The sequence below is a fragment of the Sporosarcina sp. resist genome (assembly GCF_014302295.1).
Lineage (GTDB): Bacteria > Bacillota > Bacilli > Bacillales_A > Planococcaceae > Sporosarcina > Sporosarcina psychrophila.
In genome coordinates this window covers 3052987-3069337 of record NZ_CP060287.1, presented here as the reverse complement: position 1 = coordinate 3069337, position 16351 = coordinate 3052987, and the positions used below count along the sequence as shown (strand labels likewise).

Below are 16351 nucleotides of genomic sequence, written 5' to 3'. Positions count from 1 at the left end.
TTGAAATACGACTAATTGATAGAACGGGGGTATTTCATGGACGACTCCGTTTTCCATCGGCTTTACGAACAGTACCATCAGGATGTGTTCAAGTTTCTTATCTATTTGACGAGAGACCGTGACCATGCTGAGGACCTCATGCATGAAGTCTATGTGAGGGTACTGCGTGCCTACGCCGGTTTTGAGGGGAAAAGTTCCGAGAAGACATGGCTCTTTTCAATTGCTAAAAATGTAGCAATCGACCATTTCAGGAAAATTACAGTTCGTAAAAAGCATCTGTTCGATAAATTCGACTGGGAAAAGAGCGAACTCGTATCGACAGGTATCCTGCCGGAAGAAATCGTAACACTCAGTGAAGAGATGCAAGAGCTGCTGCAAGCACTTAATACATGTACTGGTGATCAGAAAATGGTTATCATCATGCGCTATTTCCAAGATCTTTCCATAGCTGAAACAGCCGAAATTCTTAGCTGGACAGAAGGCAAAGTGAAGACAACACAACATAGGGCAATCAAAGCATTACAAAAGAAATTGAATGCTCTTCCGACAGAAGGGGGGAAACTAGATGACCCACAAAGATTGGAACGACAACAAGATTGAAAAACTCCTCGGTGATGTGCCTGACATATCAGATAATCGTCCAATGTCGGAAATACTGGCGCGGCTGAAGCAAGATGAACGGCTGAATACGCCTCACCGTAAAAAATCAAAGAAATGGATGCCAGCACTTGTCGCTGTTGCTGCTTTGCTTGTTATCGGCCTGTTGGTTCCTTCTATGTTTGGTGAAAATGAATTGTCAATGAAGGATCAAAGTACCGACAATAAAATGATGCAAAGTGAGGACGCCGAGCCTTCTGCAAGAGGTGCGAGTTTGGAAAATGAATCGAGTACGGATGAAGAAGCGGAAATGGGCACAATGGATGGATTTTCTACTAAGATGGCATCTGAAACAGGGAGGACACACCATTTTGCTGTCTACTCCGAAGACGTTACCGATAGTACACTATTCCATTTAGGTCTTGCAGGTGATCAAGCTTTAAGCATTGCCGTTACATTTATCATTCCGAACAGTCAAATCAATGAGGATATTGGTTTCTTGGAGCCAACGAGTTATGATTTGTACAAAAAGTATGCGAGTCGTCTCGATGAAAGTGCACTGGGTTTTCAAGAGTACCATCCTTATAAAGGCAATATAGCCGCAGAGGATCATGTAATTATCCACCAGCTACCGCAAGGTCATGGTTATGACATAGGTTCGGGATCGATGGAAGTCTATCTCGACTCTTTACAAGATACGTTTTACGGTTATCAGGAGGTCCGATTTGAGAACGAGGATGGAACTGCGACCATGTTCTCTGAAGTAGGTCAACCGAGCACACCGTTGATTTTGAAAAGTGGTCGTAATCATTTGAATTACTATATGTTTGAACAACAAGATGGACAGCAGTTTCTTACATCGAACTTTTCCCAACCGCAGCCATCGTTGAACGAGGCATTACAGCAAATGAAAGTGAAGCCGAATGATGTTTTCAAGCCAGTCATTCCAAGTACTTTAAATTTTGAAGTAAAGGCAGATGACAAATTGACGACCATCAAATTCACACAACCACTGGATTTGGACGCGATGGAGCCGGAAAAAGCGATGCAAATGATTGAGGGCATGCTCCTGACAGCAGCTGATTTTGGTGAACAGCTTCAATTCGAAAATGTCGTTCAAGAAGAATGGAACGGTTTTAACTTCAGCCAGCCTTTACCGGTACCGGTTGGATCTAATCCACTTCCACTTATATTGAAGTAAATAGAAAGACCTTTGTAAACAGCCTTGTTTACAAAGGTCTTTTTTTTGTATACAATAAGGTTGTAACAAAATATTGATTCATCTTCGGGGCAGGGTGTAATTCCCGACCGGCGGTAAAGGAAAGTCACTTTCCAAGCCCGCGAGCTTAACAGCTGATACCGGTGTAATTCCGGAGCCGACAGTATAGTCTGGATGGGAGAAGGTGAAGGTGCGGCCATCTTTTTGTGTTGTCTACAAAAAGAGGTGCTTATTTAAATGTGGGTTAAAAGAGAAAGAAATAGTCTCTTTTCTACTCTCTATTTGAGTATACCTTTCAAATCCCTCGAGCTTATTTGCTTTTGGGATTTTTTGTCGACATAAACAAGGTGGAACGGCCTTTCCTCTTTTGAAGTGAATCGCAAAAGGAGAGAGGAACAAATGAATAACAAAAAGTTGCGAAAGATGATTCTCATCGCGATGTTAGGGAGTATTGCAACTGTTTTGATGCAGTTTAACTTCCCATTACCTGCACTACCTGGATTCCTGAAAATTGATTTCAGTGAGATTCCAGCGGTTTTGGCAATAATGACGATGGGACCTGTAGCAGGTATTACGGTCGAACTGCTTAAAAATATAATGCACTGGTTCATGTCAGGTAGCCCGACAGGTGTTCCTGTTGGTGAAATTGCAAACTTTGCAACAGGCGTGCTTTTCATAATGCCGATTTATTTTATCTTTAATAAATTTAAAACATCTATTGGTCTAGCTGGAGGCCTCATTGCTGGAACTGTCTCGATGGCTATTGGCATGAGTGTCTTGAATTACCTACTGTTTTTACCAATGTATACGTATTTCATGAATTTCCCAGCCATGGCAGGGAATGAGTTAGCTACTTTTATTGTTTTAGGAGTTCTACCATTTAACTTGATCAAGGGAATTATGCTAATGATTATTTCCATGCTGCTTTTCAAGAGTATGAAAAAATGGATTGCACAACAGCGTACCCAATTAACTTCATAATATAAAAAAAGGTCGTCCCGGGATTTTCCAGGACGACCTTTCCACGTTCGATTTATCTAGCTTCGTGACAGTGGTCTCTCAGCCAATTGGTAGAGCCACTCACGAGTCTTTAACACTATTGTAGAGTAACGTCTGTCTGGAAGCCCGCACGACAAGTTGTCGTAGTTTTAAAGCGACTTCTGTTATCGACAGCGATTGCCTAGTTAATCTTCGTATTTAAGTGCATCGCCATCAAATGGTGCGTCGGCGGTTTTGATAGAATCGGTTGGGCAGCCATCGAAAGCGTCTTCTAGGTCTTCCATCAGTTCTTCTGGAACTTCAGCTGTTCCCATGTTATCATCGAGGATAACATAAGCAATTCCTTCATCATCATAATCGTATATATCCGGGGCAGCAGCTCCACACGCACCACACGCTATACATGTATCCTGATCAACGATTGTATATTTAGGCATAGTCTTTCTCTCCTCTTTTCTCCGTACAAACAATTTACTTCACCTTTCATTCTAATGATGTTGACAAGAGTTTTCAACAAAAAACATTTGTTAATCGGAGGAATTCAAAATGAAACTATCTTCAATACTATTAACCATCATAGGCAGAATAGACGGTGAACGAACAATCTATGCGGGACTTCACCTATTACGCGGCAAAAGATCGGGACAAACACTGCAAGATGTTGAATATTATGGTTTGAAGGAATTCTTTGGTATTGTACCAAAACTGACAGCTGAACGATTCGATGAGGCGGCTAAACAGTTAAGTGATAGGGGTTTCATCTCAACAATGGATGATTCTTTCGTCAAACTGACGGAGCAAGGTCGCGTGGAAGTTGGCAAATTACCGTCCTACCGATTTAACGGCTGGGATTATAGAGGAAAGGAAATGATTTTTTTCGGAAGGTTATCGCTTGTTGTGCAGACGGTTTCGAATTTCAAAGCAAAGGAAAAATCGTTTATGCCCGCTCAAAAAGACCGTGATATTCAAACTTTTGTTAAAATGCTACTACATAATCAGCGAATCAGTGATCCAGTATTTGCTAAAGGCGTCAGCGAAGAAATTCGGCTATGTATTACTCGAAGTGAAATGGATGAAAGACAAAAAACAATTATCACTCATCGCTTAAGTGGTTTCGGACTGACAGGCTGGACATGGGATCAGTTAGCAGATAATTTGAAACTAAATCCATTCGATATCCGTCTACTATTTATAGAAGGTCTACATATGATGCTTGCTGTCATTATTCTGTCTCCTGATTTGCCTTTTTTGCGAAAAATAGCTGAAAGCGTCAAGGTTTCGACATATTTGACGGATTCCTCTGTAAAAACGAAGCAACTTTTTGATCGTGGCTTTTCTCTTGAAGAAATTGCGATGGCGCGCAACTTGAAACAGAGTACAATTGAAGATCATTTTGTAGAAATGTCTATTAATGATACAGAATTTCCGCTAACACAGTTTGTTTCTGAGGAAGATGCAGAAGCAGTAGCTGGAAAAGTGAAGGAAATTGGAACCCGTAGACTTCGCTTGCTGAAATCTGAATTCGAAACGCTTTCCTATTTTCAACTTCGTCTCATCTTAGGTGCGCGGACGGGAGGGGGCAACTAATGGCTATTCACAAATTATTAAAAGAGAGATTCGGTTTTGATCAATTCAGGGCAGGACAAGAAGATGTCATTCGAGATGTGATTGCGGGCAAGGACACGATTGCAATTTTACCTACAGGTATAGGGAAGTCACTTTGCTACCAATTACCTGCCTATGTACTTGAAGGTACTGTCTTAATCGTTTCACCACTCGTTGCGTTGATGGAAGACCAGGTGGCAATCATGAAAAGGAACGGTGAAAAAAGGGTTGTTGCGTTAAACTCATTTCTTTCTTATTCGGAGAAAAACAGAATAATGGGGGAATTAGGCAGCTATAAATTCATTTTTATATCACCTGAAATGTTGTTGCAAAAAAATGTGACTGCTCATTTTCGTAACATTCAGTTGTCGTTAATTGTTGTTGATGAGGCTCATTGTATTTCTCAATGGGGATTTGATTTTAGACCAGAATATTTGCGGCTAGGAGAATTTTTTGAAGGATTGAATCGACCAGGTATTTTGGCTCTTACCGCAACGGCCGATGATAAAGTAAAGGCTGATATTTGCAGGTATCTGCAACTTCAAATGCCTGCAATTCATCAACATTCGTTGGACCGCCCTAATATTTCTTATTCAATTGTCAAAGTTGATAATGGGATGATGAAAACGGAGTGGATTAAGAATCGTATAGTAACGACGGCGGGTCCTGGAATCATTTATGTGGCATCGCGAAAGCGGGCTGATGAACTATCTCAGCTTCTTCAGCTGGAGGGTGTTTCTGTGGCATCTTATCACGCCGGCAAAGAGCAAGAAGATCGAGCGTTCATTCAGGAACAATTTATCACTGGTGAAATTAGCTGGATATGTGCTACAAATGCGTTTGGAATGGGTATACATAAAGACGATATCCGTCAAGTGATCCATGAACATGTACCTCAAGCTATCGCAAGTTACATTCAGGAAGTGGGGCGTGCGGGACGTGATGGTGATTTAGCGGCAGCGACGTTACTTTTTTCGTCCGATGACGAAGGAAGAACGCGTTTCATTATCCAAGACGATCTCCCTCAAGAATGGGAAATCAAGCACTATAAAAGTCTTCTCGTAGAGAACTATCCGCCTGCTGAAGCAGCTGAACTGGCACGGATTAGCGAAACAGGAAAACGTGTCATAGACTACTACATCGAACGGATGCCGATTGAAGATGTCATTATTCGTATGTCTGAATTGATACGTGAAAAAGAAGCGCAACTACAGACGATGCTTCGATTAGTTCATTCTGAAAGATGTATTCGGGAAGAGATTTTAGGTTTTTTCGGCGAGGCATATGGAATGAAACCGAAGTTTTGCTGTTCGGTTTGTGGAACAGCGGATGGTCTAAAGCTTGATGTACAAAAAACAATCGTGTTGGATAAACGAATGGTGGATTGGGAGGAAAGGTTGACGGGGCTTCTTGGATAACAGATCCGTTGTCCATTTAACTTCATTCTGAAGAACTATGCCTGATGACTCGTGGAACAAGGAAAGTTGCAGTTCAATCGCCCCTCTGAGTAACCAATATCCTGTTGGTGCAAATACAGCAAGGTGTATTTGATTTTTACGACAAAATTCGTCATAATGAAAGAATAGCACGATGTGATAGGAGAATGTAGCGATGAAAAATGATGATTATAAGACTGACTTTGAAGAGCACAGGAAGGAAATCGGTCTAGACGATGGTCATGAGGTTAGCAAGCTTCCATCGCGTAGCGAATTGCATAGGAAAGGTCGTAAACCTAAAAAGAAATCCAGCCATACGATGATTAATGTTATTCTTGGGTTATTCACACTTATTCCGGTACTCATTTTAGTGTATATTATTTCCGATTTTTATACTCCGGGTGATCGTACGTCAGCAAAAGGTGGGGAAACCGGCACGCTCTTTGAAATGAACAGTGAAAAGCCAGTTGAAAAAACTGCTGATGCTGATAAAGACGATGAAAAAAAAGCAACTAGTAATGAGGACGAAAAGAGTGCTGTGAAAACTGAAGCTGAAGCAAAAGTTGAGGAGAAGCCAGTATCTAAACCAGTAGTGAATGTCAATCCAACACCAGAAAAGAAACCAGAAGTAAAAGTAGAAACGAAGCCGGAGAAGAAACCGGAAGTAAAACCGGAGTCTAAACCAGTAGCAAAAACGCATACGGTTGGTAGTAATGAAAACCTTTATCGTATTTCTTTGAAATATTATGGTAACGGTGGAGGCGTCGAAAAAATCAAAAGCGCAAACGGCTTAACATCGAATGAAATTGGGGTTGGACAGAGACTTGTCATTCCTTGAGGAATAGCAGTATGAAAAAGGCGAAGTATAGATTCTTTGCCTTTTTCTTATGATAATAGGGAAATCTGGGTTTTTTGACACGGAACTGTGTCAAGCTCCAAGCGCCAGACGTTCGGGTCATAAGTGAACCCGGCAAATCGGCAAAAGAATGCCGCTTCGCCGGTCCGCCCTGTGCCTGTCGCATCTACACGGCACTTTGCGCTTATCATATGAAAGGTGGGCATGATTACGGTTAATAAAATGATATGGTCATCTGTTTCGCTGATGATTGGATTTTTAATATATATGTTTATGAGTGCTAGAAGACGGAATGTTATTTACCATAATATGAATGTCGCGTCTGATAGTCAGGCTGACAAAAAAATGTCGGTATTTTTCATTTCAGATATCCATCGGCGTAAAATCGATGATAAATTGCTAGCGAAAGTTCAATCTGCCCATGATATCGATATTGTTATCATTGGCGGTGATCTAGCTGAAAGAGGAGTACCACTAGTACGGATAGCTGAAAATATCCGTAAGTTAGCGCAATTGGGACCGTTATTTTATGTTTGGGGTAATAATGACCGTGAAGTTGGAGAAGAAGAAATGCGAGAGATTATTACTCGTTATGGCGGGAAAATCCTTGACAACGAAAGTAGTGTTATTCCTGGACATCCGCGTTGGGGTATAGCTGGAACGGACGATCCGTCAAGTCGTAATGTCGATATTGACTCGACCCTCCGTGTTGTCAGTCAGTATGACAATGTTATTTTGGTCACGCATACGCCTTCGCTTTTTAGGAAAGTGGAGCAGTTATATGAGCCTCGATTGATGCTTGCGGGGCACACACATGGCGGACAAATTCGAATCGGGAAATACGGTCTACAGGAAAAAGGATCGTTCCGATTGAAGAAGGGTAGAGCGAAGCTAATAAGTAATGGATACGGCACGTCTACGTTGCCACTGAGGCTTGGTGCGGCGCCTGAATGTCACGTCATCGTCATAAATTATGGAGAAGTGTACTAAAGGAGTGTATTAAATAAAATGATACAAAAAGATGTAATAGTGGTAGGGGGAGGTCCATGTGGCCTGTCAGCAGCAATAGAACTGCAAAAACAGGGACTGGATGTTCTTGTTATCGAAAAGGGCAATATAGTCAATTCGATTTATCATTATCCGACGCATCAGACGTTTTTCAGTTCAAGTATGAAGTTGTCTATAGGGGATATTCCATTTATAACGGCTATAGATAGACCAAAGCGGAATGACGCACTTGTTTATTACCGGAAAGTTGCGGAACTGAAAGAAATTCCTATCAATAGTTTTGAAAAGGTAGTTGATGTTGCGAAAATAAGTACGGGATTCCATGTTTTGACGGATAAAGACGAGTATTTAGCAACTAATGTGGTAATCGCGACTGGCTACTACGACAATCCAAATCATCTCGGTATTGAAGGGGAGGACCTCCCGAATGTCTTCCACTATTTTGAAGAGGCACATCCTTACTTCAGAAAAAAAGTGGTTGTAATTGGAGGAAAGAACTCTTCCATCGATGCTGCTCTCGAATTGGAACGTGCTGGGGCACTGGTTTCAGTTGTTTACCGCGGTTCCGATTATTCACCAAGTGTTAAGCCCTGGATTTTACCTGGTTTCGATAGCCTTGTTCGTAGTGGTGAAATTGCCATGCATTTTAATGCGGATGTTGTCAAAATCACGGATGTTTCCGTCACGATTGATATCGCAGGGGAATTGTTTGACATTGAAAATGATTATGTCTTCGCAATGATTGGCTATCATCCCGATTACACTTTCCTAAAAAAGGTTGGTATTTCGATTGAAGAAGAAAGCGGTCGCCCTTCTTTTGACGAAGAAACAATGGAAACGAATGTCGAAGGGCTCTTTATTGCAGGTGTTATTGCTGCGGGGAACAATGCCAATGAGATTTTCATCGAAAATGGTAAGTTTCATGGTGAAATAATTGCGCGTACGATTGATGCAAAACAAAATAGTGTAAAATAAAAGCTACCCTTCAATCTAGGAAAACAGGTTGAAGGGCAGCTTTTTGACATTTACATCTACAACAATTTTACTTCGTACAAAGTTCGAGTAATAGTTTTAAGCGTGCTTTTTGGCCACTTAGCCCGTGTTCGAAGCGTACACCCATATCTTTCAGCATCTTACCTCCGCCTTCATACGCATAAATATCCTGTGCAATCCCATTGAAGCATCGGGAAACTAGGATGACTGGAAGACCTTCAGAAAGTAGACGTCTGATTCCGCCGACCACATCAGGTGGGACGTTCCCTTGTCCTAGTCCTTCAAGTACGACACCGTCATAGCCAAGAGAAGATATCGAAACAAGCAAGTCGGATTCCATTCCGGCATAGATTTTAAACATGGCTACTTTTTTGTTGATGGACACGACAGGGAGATAGGTTCTTGATAATGGTGCATGGTGGAAATGAATGGCTGACTTCGTTACAATGCCGATGGGTCCATATTGCGGACTTTGAAAAGTAGAGACACTGCTGCTATGTGTTTTCGTCACATTCGTCGCTGTGTGGATTTCATCATTAAGTACGACGAGTACCCCTTTACCGTTTGCGTCGTCTGCTGCGGCAACTCTGACAGCTGACATCAGGTTATAGACGCCGTCCGATCCAATTTCATTGGAAGAACGCATTGCACCCGTCAATACAATTGGGATATTGAAATTTGTTGAGAGTTCAAGGAAATACGCTGTCTCTTCAAGCGTGTCTGTGCCATGTGTAATGACAATACCATCAAAGGAATTATTCTCCGTCAGACGGGAGATCAGCTCTTCGAGTTCAAGCATTCGTGCTGGTGTAATATGTGGAGAAGGTAAATTAAAAGCTTCCACTTCTGTTATGTTGGCGAATTGCTGGATGTTGTCTATTTCTAATGCGAGAGGATTTGCAGCACTTAACATTACTCCGCCGGTTTTGGTATCCAGTTCCATTGAGATCGTACCGCCTGTATGAACAAGCAGAATGTTTTTCTTCATAGTAGTTCCTCCTGTTTAAGGGAAATCATGGTATAATAAAGCAAAATGGGGGCCGGCCGATGTTCATATTGTTCACTGTAGCGATTGCGCCGGGATTGGCGCTCTTTAGCTATTTTTATTTGAGAAAACAGATTGCGAAAGAACCATCACTTACATTATTTCATACATTCATATACGGCGCTATCATGACTTTTCCGATAATGTTTATCCAACACGTATTTGAAGAGGAAAACATCTTCTCCCACTTTTTCATTCGGAATGTTATTTTTACAAGTGGACTTGAGGAGTTCTTTAAATGGCTCATCCTGTTGCTTGCCATTTATAGGCATGTTGAATTTGAAGATGCATACGATGGGATCTTATATGGTGCCAGCGTGTCATTAGGTTTTGCGACGGTTGAAAATATTATTTATCTACTTACATTTGGAGCGGACACCGCATTTCTTCGGGCTTTATTGCCGGTTTCCAGTCATGCACTATTCGGTGTAGTAATGGGCTATTATTTTGGCCGAGCAAAATTTGCAGTAGAATCAAACATCAATATGTATTTGTTTCTAGCATTCCTTGCCCCATATAGTCTTCACTTCATCTATAATGGCATCCTCGCTGTAGATAATCTCTGGCTCTATCTGATTATTCCTTTCATGCTGTTTCTTTGGTGGTTTGGCTTAACTAGAGTTAAATATGCACATACGTTCGCAATGCAGCAATTCAGACGCAAAGCACGAACAAACACAAAATGATTCAGCTTTAGCTGGATCATTTTTTATTTGTTAATAATATTGCTGATTTTGGACAAACTATAGAAAAAGGAGGAATGAAAGTGAAAAAACTGGTCATCCGTATGATAACAATCATCTTGCTCCTTGGATGTGCTTATGCAACCTCACCTGTCCAAATAAAAGCATTCAGTTCCCAAAATGTCGCACGCGGCGCATTTGGAGATGATGTAATCGAGCTGCAGTCGAGACTTCAGTATATTGGTTATTACACTGGGACGATTGATGGAACATTTGGCTATGGAACCTATTGGGCATTGCGCAATTTCCAAGAGAAGTATGGACTTCCGGTAGACGGAATTGCAGGATTGAAGACTCGGAAAAAATTGGTGGATGCATCACAGTATGATGAGAAGTTCGTAAAAGATAATTTGAATAAAGGGAATAAGTTCACGTATTACGGAAGTAAACCGCTTGCATCTCAGGTAGGTCAAGGAGCGGGTAAAACGGAAAATATCCAATTGCCAGCAAAATATTCGGATCAGGATCTTAAGCTGATGGCGAATGCTGTCTATGGTGAGGCAAGAGGAGAACCGTACGAAGGGCAAGTTGCAGTAGCTGCAGTCATATTGAACCGGGTTGAACATCCAGATTTTCCAGATACAGTTGGCGGTGTCATCTTTCAACCGCTTGCTTTCACAGCGGTCGCTGACGGGCAAATTTGGCTAACACCGAACGAACGGGCAAAAGAAGCCGTTCTCGATGCTATTAATGGATGGGATCCTTCCGAAAATGCAATTTACTACTTCAATCCAATTACAGCGACGAGCAAGTGGATTTGGTCACGACCTCAAATTAAAAAAATTGGTTTGCATATATTTGCCAATTAATCAATACGGAAAAGTATTGAAAACTAGTGATAAAGGAGGGGAGGCGGAATTTTCCGGAAACAACGAAAGTTTCCGGCGATATTTTGCCGAAATATGAAAAAAATGATTTTTGTATTAGTGTACTCAATAGCAGCACTTTCAATCTTTTCTTACGGTAAAGCAGCTGAAAATGAACAATTATCTATCGCACTAAGTGGACAATACGCCAGTAAAATGACAGATGCATCGGAGAAACTGGAAGAATTGGATAATGCGGTGAAAAAGACTTTATTATTTAATGAGGCGGATGGATCCTCAAAAGCGCGAGATGACATTTGGCGTCTGTCATCCGATATTAAAAACTCTGTTTCTTCATTACCGATGGATCCAAGCTTTTCAACATCGTGGTTGAATTATCTTGGACGTCTTGGTAATTATGCCAAGGAAGCAACTCGTGTAGCCGATAACGTCGAATATCACCGGGTTATGGAGCTGGCTTCTAAGAACCTTCGCTCAATGGCGGATGAGTGGCAAGTGGCAACTGCGGGCATGGTAAGTGGGAATTTATCGATAGACGGTTGGAAACAGAGATTGGATGTTGCTGATTCAGGCCATGATTGGACCGCTATGGGTACTAGTGTTAAACAGTATACGGAGAGTGATTTCCCACTGACAGCAAGTGAGTCGGATTCTATGAAGAAAAAAGATTTGAAAAATATTGCGGATCCTGAAGTGACTCGGGAAGAGGCCATAGCTGAGTTCAAAAAACTTTTTCCACACCTATCTAATGAGACTATCGGTGTAGAAATGAGTCAACCAGGCTCACCTTATCCGTTTTATCACATTCGTTTTGCCGAAGCTGAGTCAGTCGGTTATATTGATATCACGGAAAAAGGGGGGCATGTCCTTTCATTCCTTACAGAAAGGCCATTTGGCAAGGGGATTCAGCCGTTTGACGAACTTAAAAAGAAAGCAGAGACGTTTTTAAAAGATGCAGGTTATAAGGACCTTGTTTACGAGGAAGCAAGGGAAAATAATACGGCTTGGCATATGGTATTTGTCAGAGTAGAACCGGAATATGGAGCGAAAGTATTTTCAGATGTAATCCATTTAAAGATTGCAAAAGATAATGCGGGCATCGTTGGTCTGGATGCTTCCGAGTATATTCGGAAAGAGAAGACTGAACGACAGCCGATCACGAAGAAGAATTGGAAGACATTTTTCCATTCGGGCGTCGAAATTGTCAAAGAAGAATATGCATATGTTGAAAATGATCGGTTAGAACAAAGGCTAACGCACTATTTGACAGTTACGATAAATGAGAATGGGCAAATAGGCACATATGCAGTAATCGTTGATACGGAGACCTCTGAAGTGATCAAAACCGAGAAATTACAGTAAAATGAAGTGTAAATAGTCATTGGAATTTCCATCCCGTCATGACATAATAGTATCTATGAATAGCGACACGCGCCGATAGCGCCTGAAGCTAGACCATATGACATAGGGATGGCGGGTGCTTTAATATGCTACTTTCGATTGGGACGATTATTGTTATCGATAAAGACTTTACAAAAGATAGCGAAAAGTTCAAAAGTAAAGTGGTTGATATAGGAGACGGTTTCGTAATGATTGACTACCCAAGCCATATTGAGACGGGACGGACAGCATTTTTTATGGATGGCACGCAGTTGCACGTTACATTCATAGATAGTATGAAAATGTCTTATGCTTTCCGGGCTGAAGTGAGCGGCCGCCTTAATAAGGGAATTCCAATGATTAAATTATCCTATCCTGGTGATGAACAGCTTATCAAGATTCAACGACGTGAATTTGTACGGGTAGAATCAGCAATTGATATTGCTGTTGAGAAAGATGGACGCTTCAGCCAGTTTGTGGCGGCAGACCTTAGCGCAGGCGGAGTCGCGCTAACTCTCCTTAACCCCGACACTTTCAAAGAAGACGAGCTGTTATCGCTGACCATCGTGCTACCTTTCATGAACCGTGAAATTAAATATGTCAAAGCTGATGCACGGGTTATAAGGGTTTTTGAGAAAGATGGCAGACTAATTGCCTCATTACAATTTGAGACAATCAATCAAGTTGAGCGTCAATACGTTATCCGATTCTGTTTTGAACGGCAGTTGCAAATGAGAAATGAAAAATAGAATTTAGTTGGGGGGAAGTCTGTGTGAATGAGACTTTTCCCTTTTTAATTGCCCAAACTCCAGCCAGTTAACAAAGGCGCTTACGCTTTTCTTGGTGTCTAGACTCCAGGCGCCTAGACCCTCGAGTCGCTTCAGTCCTTAAGTTAAAGGCAAAAAGCGCCTTTATCTTAAGGCCCTCCAGCGCTTTTCGGGTCTACCCAGGCGCTTACGCTCTTCTTATGATACAATATTGTCTAATTGACTACGGGGGTAGATGAAATGGCATTAGAGATAAAAATCGCGATTGATGGTCCGGCTGCGGCTGGAAAAAGTACAATTGCTAAAATCACAGCTGAAAAATTGGGCTATACGTATATCGACACAGGTGCTATGTACCGCGCACTAACGCATAAAGCGTTAGTTCACAACATAAATACTAGGAATGGACAAGAACTTGAAAAGTTATTGGAAGAGACGGAGATAGTTCTTAGGCCATCAATAAACGGCCAAGCGGTCATTGTAGATGGTAAAGACGTAACAGAAGACATCCGTTCACAATTAGTGACGGCTTCTGTATCCTCTGTCGCTACTCATATGGGTGTCCGTCAGCTGATGGTTGATAAACAGCGGATTCTAGCTATAGGTGCAGGTGTTGTAATGGACGGGCGCGATATCGGGACGGCTGTCCTGCCGGATGCGGAACTAAAGATTTTCATGACAGCCTCTGTTGAGGAGAGAGCGATGAGACGTCATATTGAAAACGAAAAACGTGGCTTCACAACGTCTCTTGAACAATTGAAAGCTGAAATTGCTGAACGTGATCGCGCAGATAGTGAAAGAGAAGTGTCTCCACTCAGACAAGCGGAAGATGCTGTTCTTATCGATACGACTTCGATGTCAATTACAGATGTGGCGGAAAAAATCAGTGAACTTGCAGAAAAGAGGATGAACTTATGAACTTATATCCACTTGGTAAAATGCTCTGCAGTGCAATATTTTATCCGTTATATCGCATTAAAGTAATTGGTGCGGAGAACTTCCCGAAAGAAGGGGGTGTTCTGCTTTGCACGAATCACATCGATAATGTCGATCCTCCGGTTGTCGGTAGTACTTGTCCTAGGCCTGTTCACTTCATGGCAAAAGAAGAGTTATTCAAAATGCCATTGCTAAAAAGTATTCTTCCGCAAGTGAATGCATATCCTGTGAAACGGGGTATGAGTGACAGGGAAGCATTCCGGAATACATTGAAAATCCTTAAATCGGGAAAAGTTGTCGGGATGTTTCCAGAAGGAACGAGAAGTAAGACGGGGGAACTTGGTAAAGGGCTTGCAGGCGCAGGATTCTTCGCGCTGAAGGGTGGCGATGCGGTCGTTATGCCTTGTGCAATTATAGGGCCTTACAAAGTGTTTAGAAGATTGAAAGTTGTCTATGGTAAACCGTTAGATCTGACAACTTATCGTGAAAGTCGGACTTCAGCTGAAGACATGACAGAGATCATCATGAGTGAAATTCAAAAACTTATCGAACAAAATAAATAAGATAAGGGTAATTTTTTGTTATTTTGAATAGATTCGAATAATATAGAAGTAGGATTCTTTATGAAGGAGGACTACATAATGACTGAAGACATGAACTTAGAAGCAGCGAACATCTACAATGAAGGTGACCGTGTTACTGGGAAAGTGACTAAAATCGAAGAAAAGTCTGTGACAGTTGAAATTGCGGGAGCACCTTTTGATGGTGTTATTCCAATCAGCGAACTATCGAGCCTTCACATTGAAAAAGCTGAGGATGCAGTTGCAGAAGGCGATGAAATTGAACTGATTATCACGAAAGTGGAAGAAGATAATTATGTCCTTTCAAAACGTAAAGTCGATGCAGAAGATGCATGGGGTTCTCTTGAAGAGAAATTCAATAATAAAGAAACAATCGAAACGGAAGTAAAAGACGTTGTTAAAGGCGGACTAGTTGTTGACCTTGGTGTACGTGGTTTCATTCCGGCATCACTTGTCGAAGATTATTTCGTCGAGACTTTTGAAGAGTATAAAGGTCGTATGATGACATTTAAAATTGTTGAAATGGATAAGGAAAAAAATCGTTTAATTCTTTCTCATCGTGCAGTTATCCAAGAAGAAAAAGCATCACAAAAAGGTGAAGTTTTGGATAATCTCAAAGAAGGTGAAGTACTGGAGGGGACTGTTCAACGTCTTGCAACATTCGGTGCTTTTATTGATATCGGTGGCATTGATGGACTTGTTCATATATCTCAACTTTCTCATGATCATATCGAGAAAGTTTCAGACGTTCTAAAAGAGGGCGACAAAGTGAATGTGAAAATCCTTTCAATCGACCGTGATTCAGAACGAATTTCACTATCCATCAAGGATACATTGGCTGGTCCGTGGGAAGGAATTGAAGAGAAGGCTCCTAAAGGATCTAAGTTTGAGGGGACTGTGAAACGTCTCGTCTCATATGGTGCATTTGTAGAAGTGTTCCCTGGCGTCGAGGGCCTTGTCCATATTTCGCGTATTTCCCACCAACACATCGGTACTCCGCATGAAGTGTTGAAAGAAGGTCAAAAAATCAATGTCAAAGTACTAGAAGTCAATACGGACGATAAACGTCTATCTTTAAGCATTAAGGATCTTATTGAAAAAGAAGACAATAACTCTTATGGAAATTATGAGATGCCAGAAGAAGCATCAGGTTTTTCATTGAGTGATGTCATCGGAGATCAGCTGAAGAACTTTTCAACTAAAGATTGACTAAGAAATGTTGTTTAATTTACTTGATGTGACTAATTTGTGAACTTAATGAACGAGAATTTGAAAAGATGATGATGCCCCTTATGGGCATCATCATCTTTTTTGTTGCATAGGAAATGATACTATTCCCGATCCCGGGATAATTAATAA

The 16351-nt window shown here is 41.4% G+C and carries 17 protein-coding genes and 1 riboswitch; of the genes, 15 read left to right on the top strand and 2 right to left on the bottom strand.

Going from position 1 to position 16351, the window contains the following annotated elements:
- Positions 1 to 36 precede the first annotated feature (36 nt).
- The 3 genes from sigX (at position 37) to H7992_RS15160 (ending at position 2797) form a co-directional block, all read left to right on the top strand.
- Complete coding sequence (sigX, locus tag H7992_RS15170; protein ID WP_187045146.1) at positions 37 to 600, top strand: RNA polymerase sigma factor SigX; 564 nt, start codon at positions 37 to 39, stop codon at positions 598 to 600.
- Positions 566 to 1798: a hypothetical protein gene (locus H7992_RS15165; RefSeq protein WP_187045145.1), complete on the top strand. Its 1233-nt coding sequence runs from the start codon at positions 566 to 568 to the stop codon at positions 1796 to 1798. The genes sigX and H7992_RS15165 overlap by 35 nt, the downstream gene beginning before the upstream one ends.
- Before the next feature lie 76 nt (positions 1799 to 1874).
- A riboswitch (FMN riboswitch) is annotated at positions 1875 to 2006 on the top strand.
- 209 nt (positions 2007 to 2215) lie between these two features.
- Positions 2216 to 2797, top strand: coding sequence for an ECF transporter S component (locus H7992_RS15160; protein ID WP_187045144.1), 582 nt, complete (start codon positions 2216 to 2218; stop codon positions 2795 to 2797).
- Between the two features lie 203 nt (positions 2798 to 3000).
- Here H7992_RS15160 and H7992_RS15155 read toward each other — a convergent pair whose 3' ends face one another.
- Complete coding sequence (locus tag H7992_RS15155) at positions 3001 to 3252, bottom strand: ferredoxin (RefSeq protein ID WP_067210431.1); 252 nt, start codon at positions 3250 to 3252, stop codon at positions 3001 to 3003.
- Positions 3253 to 3361: 109 nt separating this feature from the next.
- Between H7992_RS15155 and H7992_RS15150 the strand changes: the two genes are divergently transcribed.
- The 5 genes from H7992_RS15150 to H7992_RS15130 all read left to right on the top strand — a co-directional run bounded on the left by H7992_RS15150 (position 3362) and on the right by H7992_RS15130 (position 8695).
- Positions 3362 to 4402 (top strand): YpbB family protein, encoded by a 1041-nt coding sequence (locus H7992_RS15150; protein WP_187045143.1) that lies wholly within the window; start codon positions 3362 to 3364, stop codon positions 4400 to 4402.
- A complete protein-coding gene (locus tag H7992_RS15145) occupies positions 4402 to 5838 on the top strand; it encodes a RecQ family ATP-dependent DNA helicase (protein WP_187045142.1) in 1437 nt (478 codons plus the stop codon). Before H7992_RS15150 ends, H7992_RS15145 begins: the two co-directional genes overlap by 1 nt.
- A 193-nt stretch (positions 5839 to 6031) precedes the next feature.
- The gene (locus H7992_RS15140; protein WP_067210423.1) at positions 6032 to 6694 is read left to right on the top strand and encodes a LysM peptidoglycan-binding domain-containing protein; all 663 of its coding nucleotides are present in this window, start codon (positions 6032 to 6034) and stop codon (positions 6692 to 6694) included.
- A 222-nt stretch (positions 6695 to 6916) separates the two neighbouring features.
- Positions 6917 to 7702: a metallophosphoesterase gene (locus tag H7992_RS15135; protein WP_067210420.1), complete on the top strand. Its 786-nt coding sequence runs from the start codon at positions 6917 to 6919 to the stop codon at positions 7700 to 7702.
- An 18-nt stretch (positions 7703 to 7720) separates the two neighbouring features.
- Positions 7721 to 8695, top strand: a complete 975-nt coding sequence (locus H7992_RS15130) for a YpdA family putative bacillithiol disulfide reductase (protein WP_187045141.1) — start codon at positions 7721 to 7723, stop codon at positions 8693 to 8695.
- A 67-nt stretch (positions 8696 to 8762) separates the two neighbouring features.
- Here H7992_RS15130 and H7992_RS15125 read toward each other — a convergent pair whose 3' ends face one another.
- Complete coding sequence (locus tag H7992_RS15125) at positions 8763 to 9701, bottom strand: asparaginase (RefSeq protein WP_187045140.1); 939 nt, start codon at positions 9699 to 9701, stop codon at positions 8763 to 8765.
- Between the two features lie 59 nt (positions 9702 to 9760).
- Between H7992_RS15125 and prsW the strand changes: the two genes are divergently transcribed.
- The 7 genes from prsW (at position 9761) to rpsA (ending at position 16201) form a co-directional block, all read left to right on the top strand.
- Entirely contained in the window at positions 9761 to 10444 is a 684-nt protein-coding gene (gene prsW / locus H7992_RS15120) for a glutamic-type intramembrane protease PrsW (protein WP_067210413.1), read from the top strand.
- 101 nt (positions 10445 to 10545) lie between these two features.
- Positions 10546 to 11310 (top strand): spore cortex-lytic enzyme, encoded by a 765-nt coding sequence (gene sleB, locus H7992_RS15115; RefSeq protein ID WP_370570005.1) that lies wholly within the window; start codon positions 10546 to 10548, stop codon positions 11308 to 11310.
- 93 nt (positions 11311 to 11403) lie between these two features.
- The gene (locus H7992_RS15110) at positions 11404 to 12690 is read left to right on the top strand and encodes a PepSY1/2 domain-containing protein (RefSeq protein ID WP_187045139.1); all 1287 of its coding nucleotides are present in this window, start codon (positions 11404 to 11406) and stop codon (positions 12688 to 12690) included.
- 125 nt (positions 12691 to 12815) lie between these two features.
- On the top strand, positions 12816 to 13457 hold the full coding sequence (locus tag H7992_RS15105; protein ID WP_187045138.1) for a flagellar brake protein: 642 nt from the start codon (positions 12816 to 12818) through the stop codon (positions 13455 to 13457).
- Positions 13458 to 13715: 258 nt separating this feature from the next.
- Positions 13716 to 14393 (top strand): (d)CMP kinase, encoded by a 678-nt coding sequence (gene cmk / locus H7992_RS15100; RefSeq protein ID WP_067210405.1) that lies wholly within the window; start codon positions 13716 to 13718, stop codon positions 14391 to 14393.
- Complete coding sequence (locus H7992_RS15095; protein WP_067210403.1) at positions 14390 to 14974, top strand: lysophospholipid acyltransferase family protein; 585 nt, start codon at positions 14390 to 14392, stop codon at positions 14972 to 14974. Before cmk ends, H7992_RS15095 begins: the two co-directional genes overlap by 4 nt.
- Positions 14975 to 15052: 78 nt before the next feature.
- Positions 15053 to 16201 (top strand): 30S ribosomal protein S1, encoded by a 1149-nt coding sequence (rpsA, locus tag H7992_RS15090; RefSeq protein WP_187045137.1) that lies wholly within the window; start codon positions 15053 to 15055, stop codon positions 16199 to 16201.
- Positions 16202 to 16351 lie beyond the last annotated feature (150 nt).

Bases quoted from the DNA above. Each gene is read 5' to 3' on its own strand.
- sigX (WP_187045146.1), top strand. From the start codon at position 37: ATGGACGACTCCGTTTTCCATCGGCTTTACGAACAGTACCATCAGGAT.
- H7992_RS15165 (WP_187045145.1), top strand. From the start codon at position 566: ATGACCCACAAAGATTGGAACGACAACAAGATTGAAAAACTCCTCGGT.
- H7992_RS15160 (WP_187045144.1), top strand. From the start codon at position 2,216: ATGAATAACAAAAAGTTGCGAAAGATGATTCTCATCGCGATGTTAGGG.
- H7992_RS15155 (WP_067210431.1), bottom strand. From the start codon at position 3,252: ATGCCTAAATATACAATCGTTGATCAGGATACATGTATAGCGTGTGGT.
- H7992_RS15150 (WP_187045143.1), top strand. From the start codon at position 3,362: ATGAAACTATCTTCAATACTATTAACCATCATAGGCAGAATAGACGGT.
- H7992_RS15145 (WP_187045142.1), top strand. From the start codon at position 4,402: ATGGCTATTCACAAATTATTAAAAGAGAGATTCGGTTTTGATCAATTC.
- H7992_RS15140 (WP_067210423.1), top strand. From the start codon at position 6,032: ATGAAAAATGATGATTATAAGACTGACTTTGAAGAGCACAGGAAGGAA.
- H7992_RS15135 (WP_067210420.1), top strand. From the start codon at position 6,917: ATGATTACGGTTAATAAAATGATATGGTCATCTGTTTCGCTGATGATT.
- H7992_RS15130 (WP_187045141.1), top strand. From the start codon at position 7,721: ATGATACAAAAAGATGTAATAGTGGTAGGGGGAGGTCCATGTGGCCTG.
- H7992_RS15125 (WP_187045140.1), bottom strand. From the start codon at position 9,701: ATGAAGAAAAACATTCTGCTTGTTCATACAGGCGGTACGATCTCAATG.
- prsW (WP_067210413.1), top strand. From the start codon at position 9,761: ATGTTCATATTGTTCACTGTAGCGATTGCGCCGGGATTGGCGCTCTTT.
- sleB (WP_370570005.1), top strand. From the start codon at position 10,546: ATGATAACAATCATCTTGCTCCTTGGATGTGCTTATGCAACCTCACCT.
- H7992_RS15110 (WP_187045139.1), top strand. From the start codon at position 11,404: ATGAAAAAAATGATTTTTGTATTAGTGTACTCAATAGCAGCACTTTCA.
- H7992_RS15105 (WP_187045138.1), top strand. From the start codon at position 12,816: ATGCTACTTTCGATTGGGACGATTATTGTTATCGATAAAGACTTTACA.
- cmk (WP_067210405.1), top strand. From the start codon at position 13,716: ATGGCATTAGAGATAAAAATCGCGATTGATGGTCCGGCTGCGGCTGGA.
- H7992_RS15095 (WP_067210403.1), top strand. From the start codon at position 14,390: ATGAACTTATATCCACTTGGTAAAATGCTCTGCAGTGCAATATTTTAT.
- rpsA (WP_187045137.1), top strand. From the start codon at position 15,053: ATGACTGAAGACATGAACTTAGAAGCAGCGAACATCTACAATGAAGGT.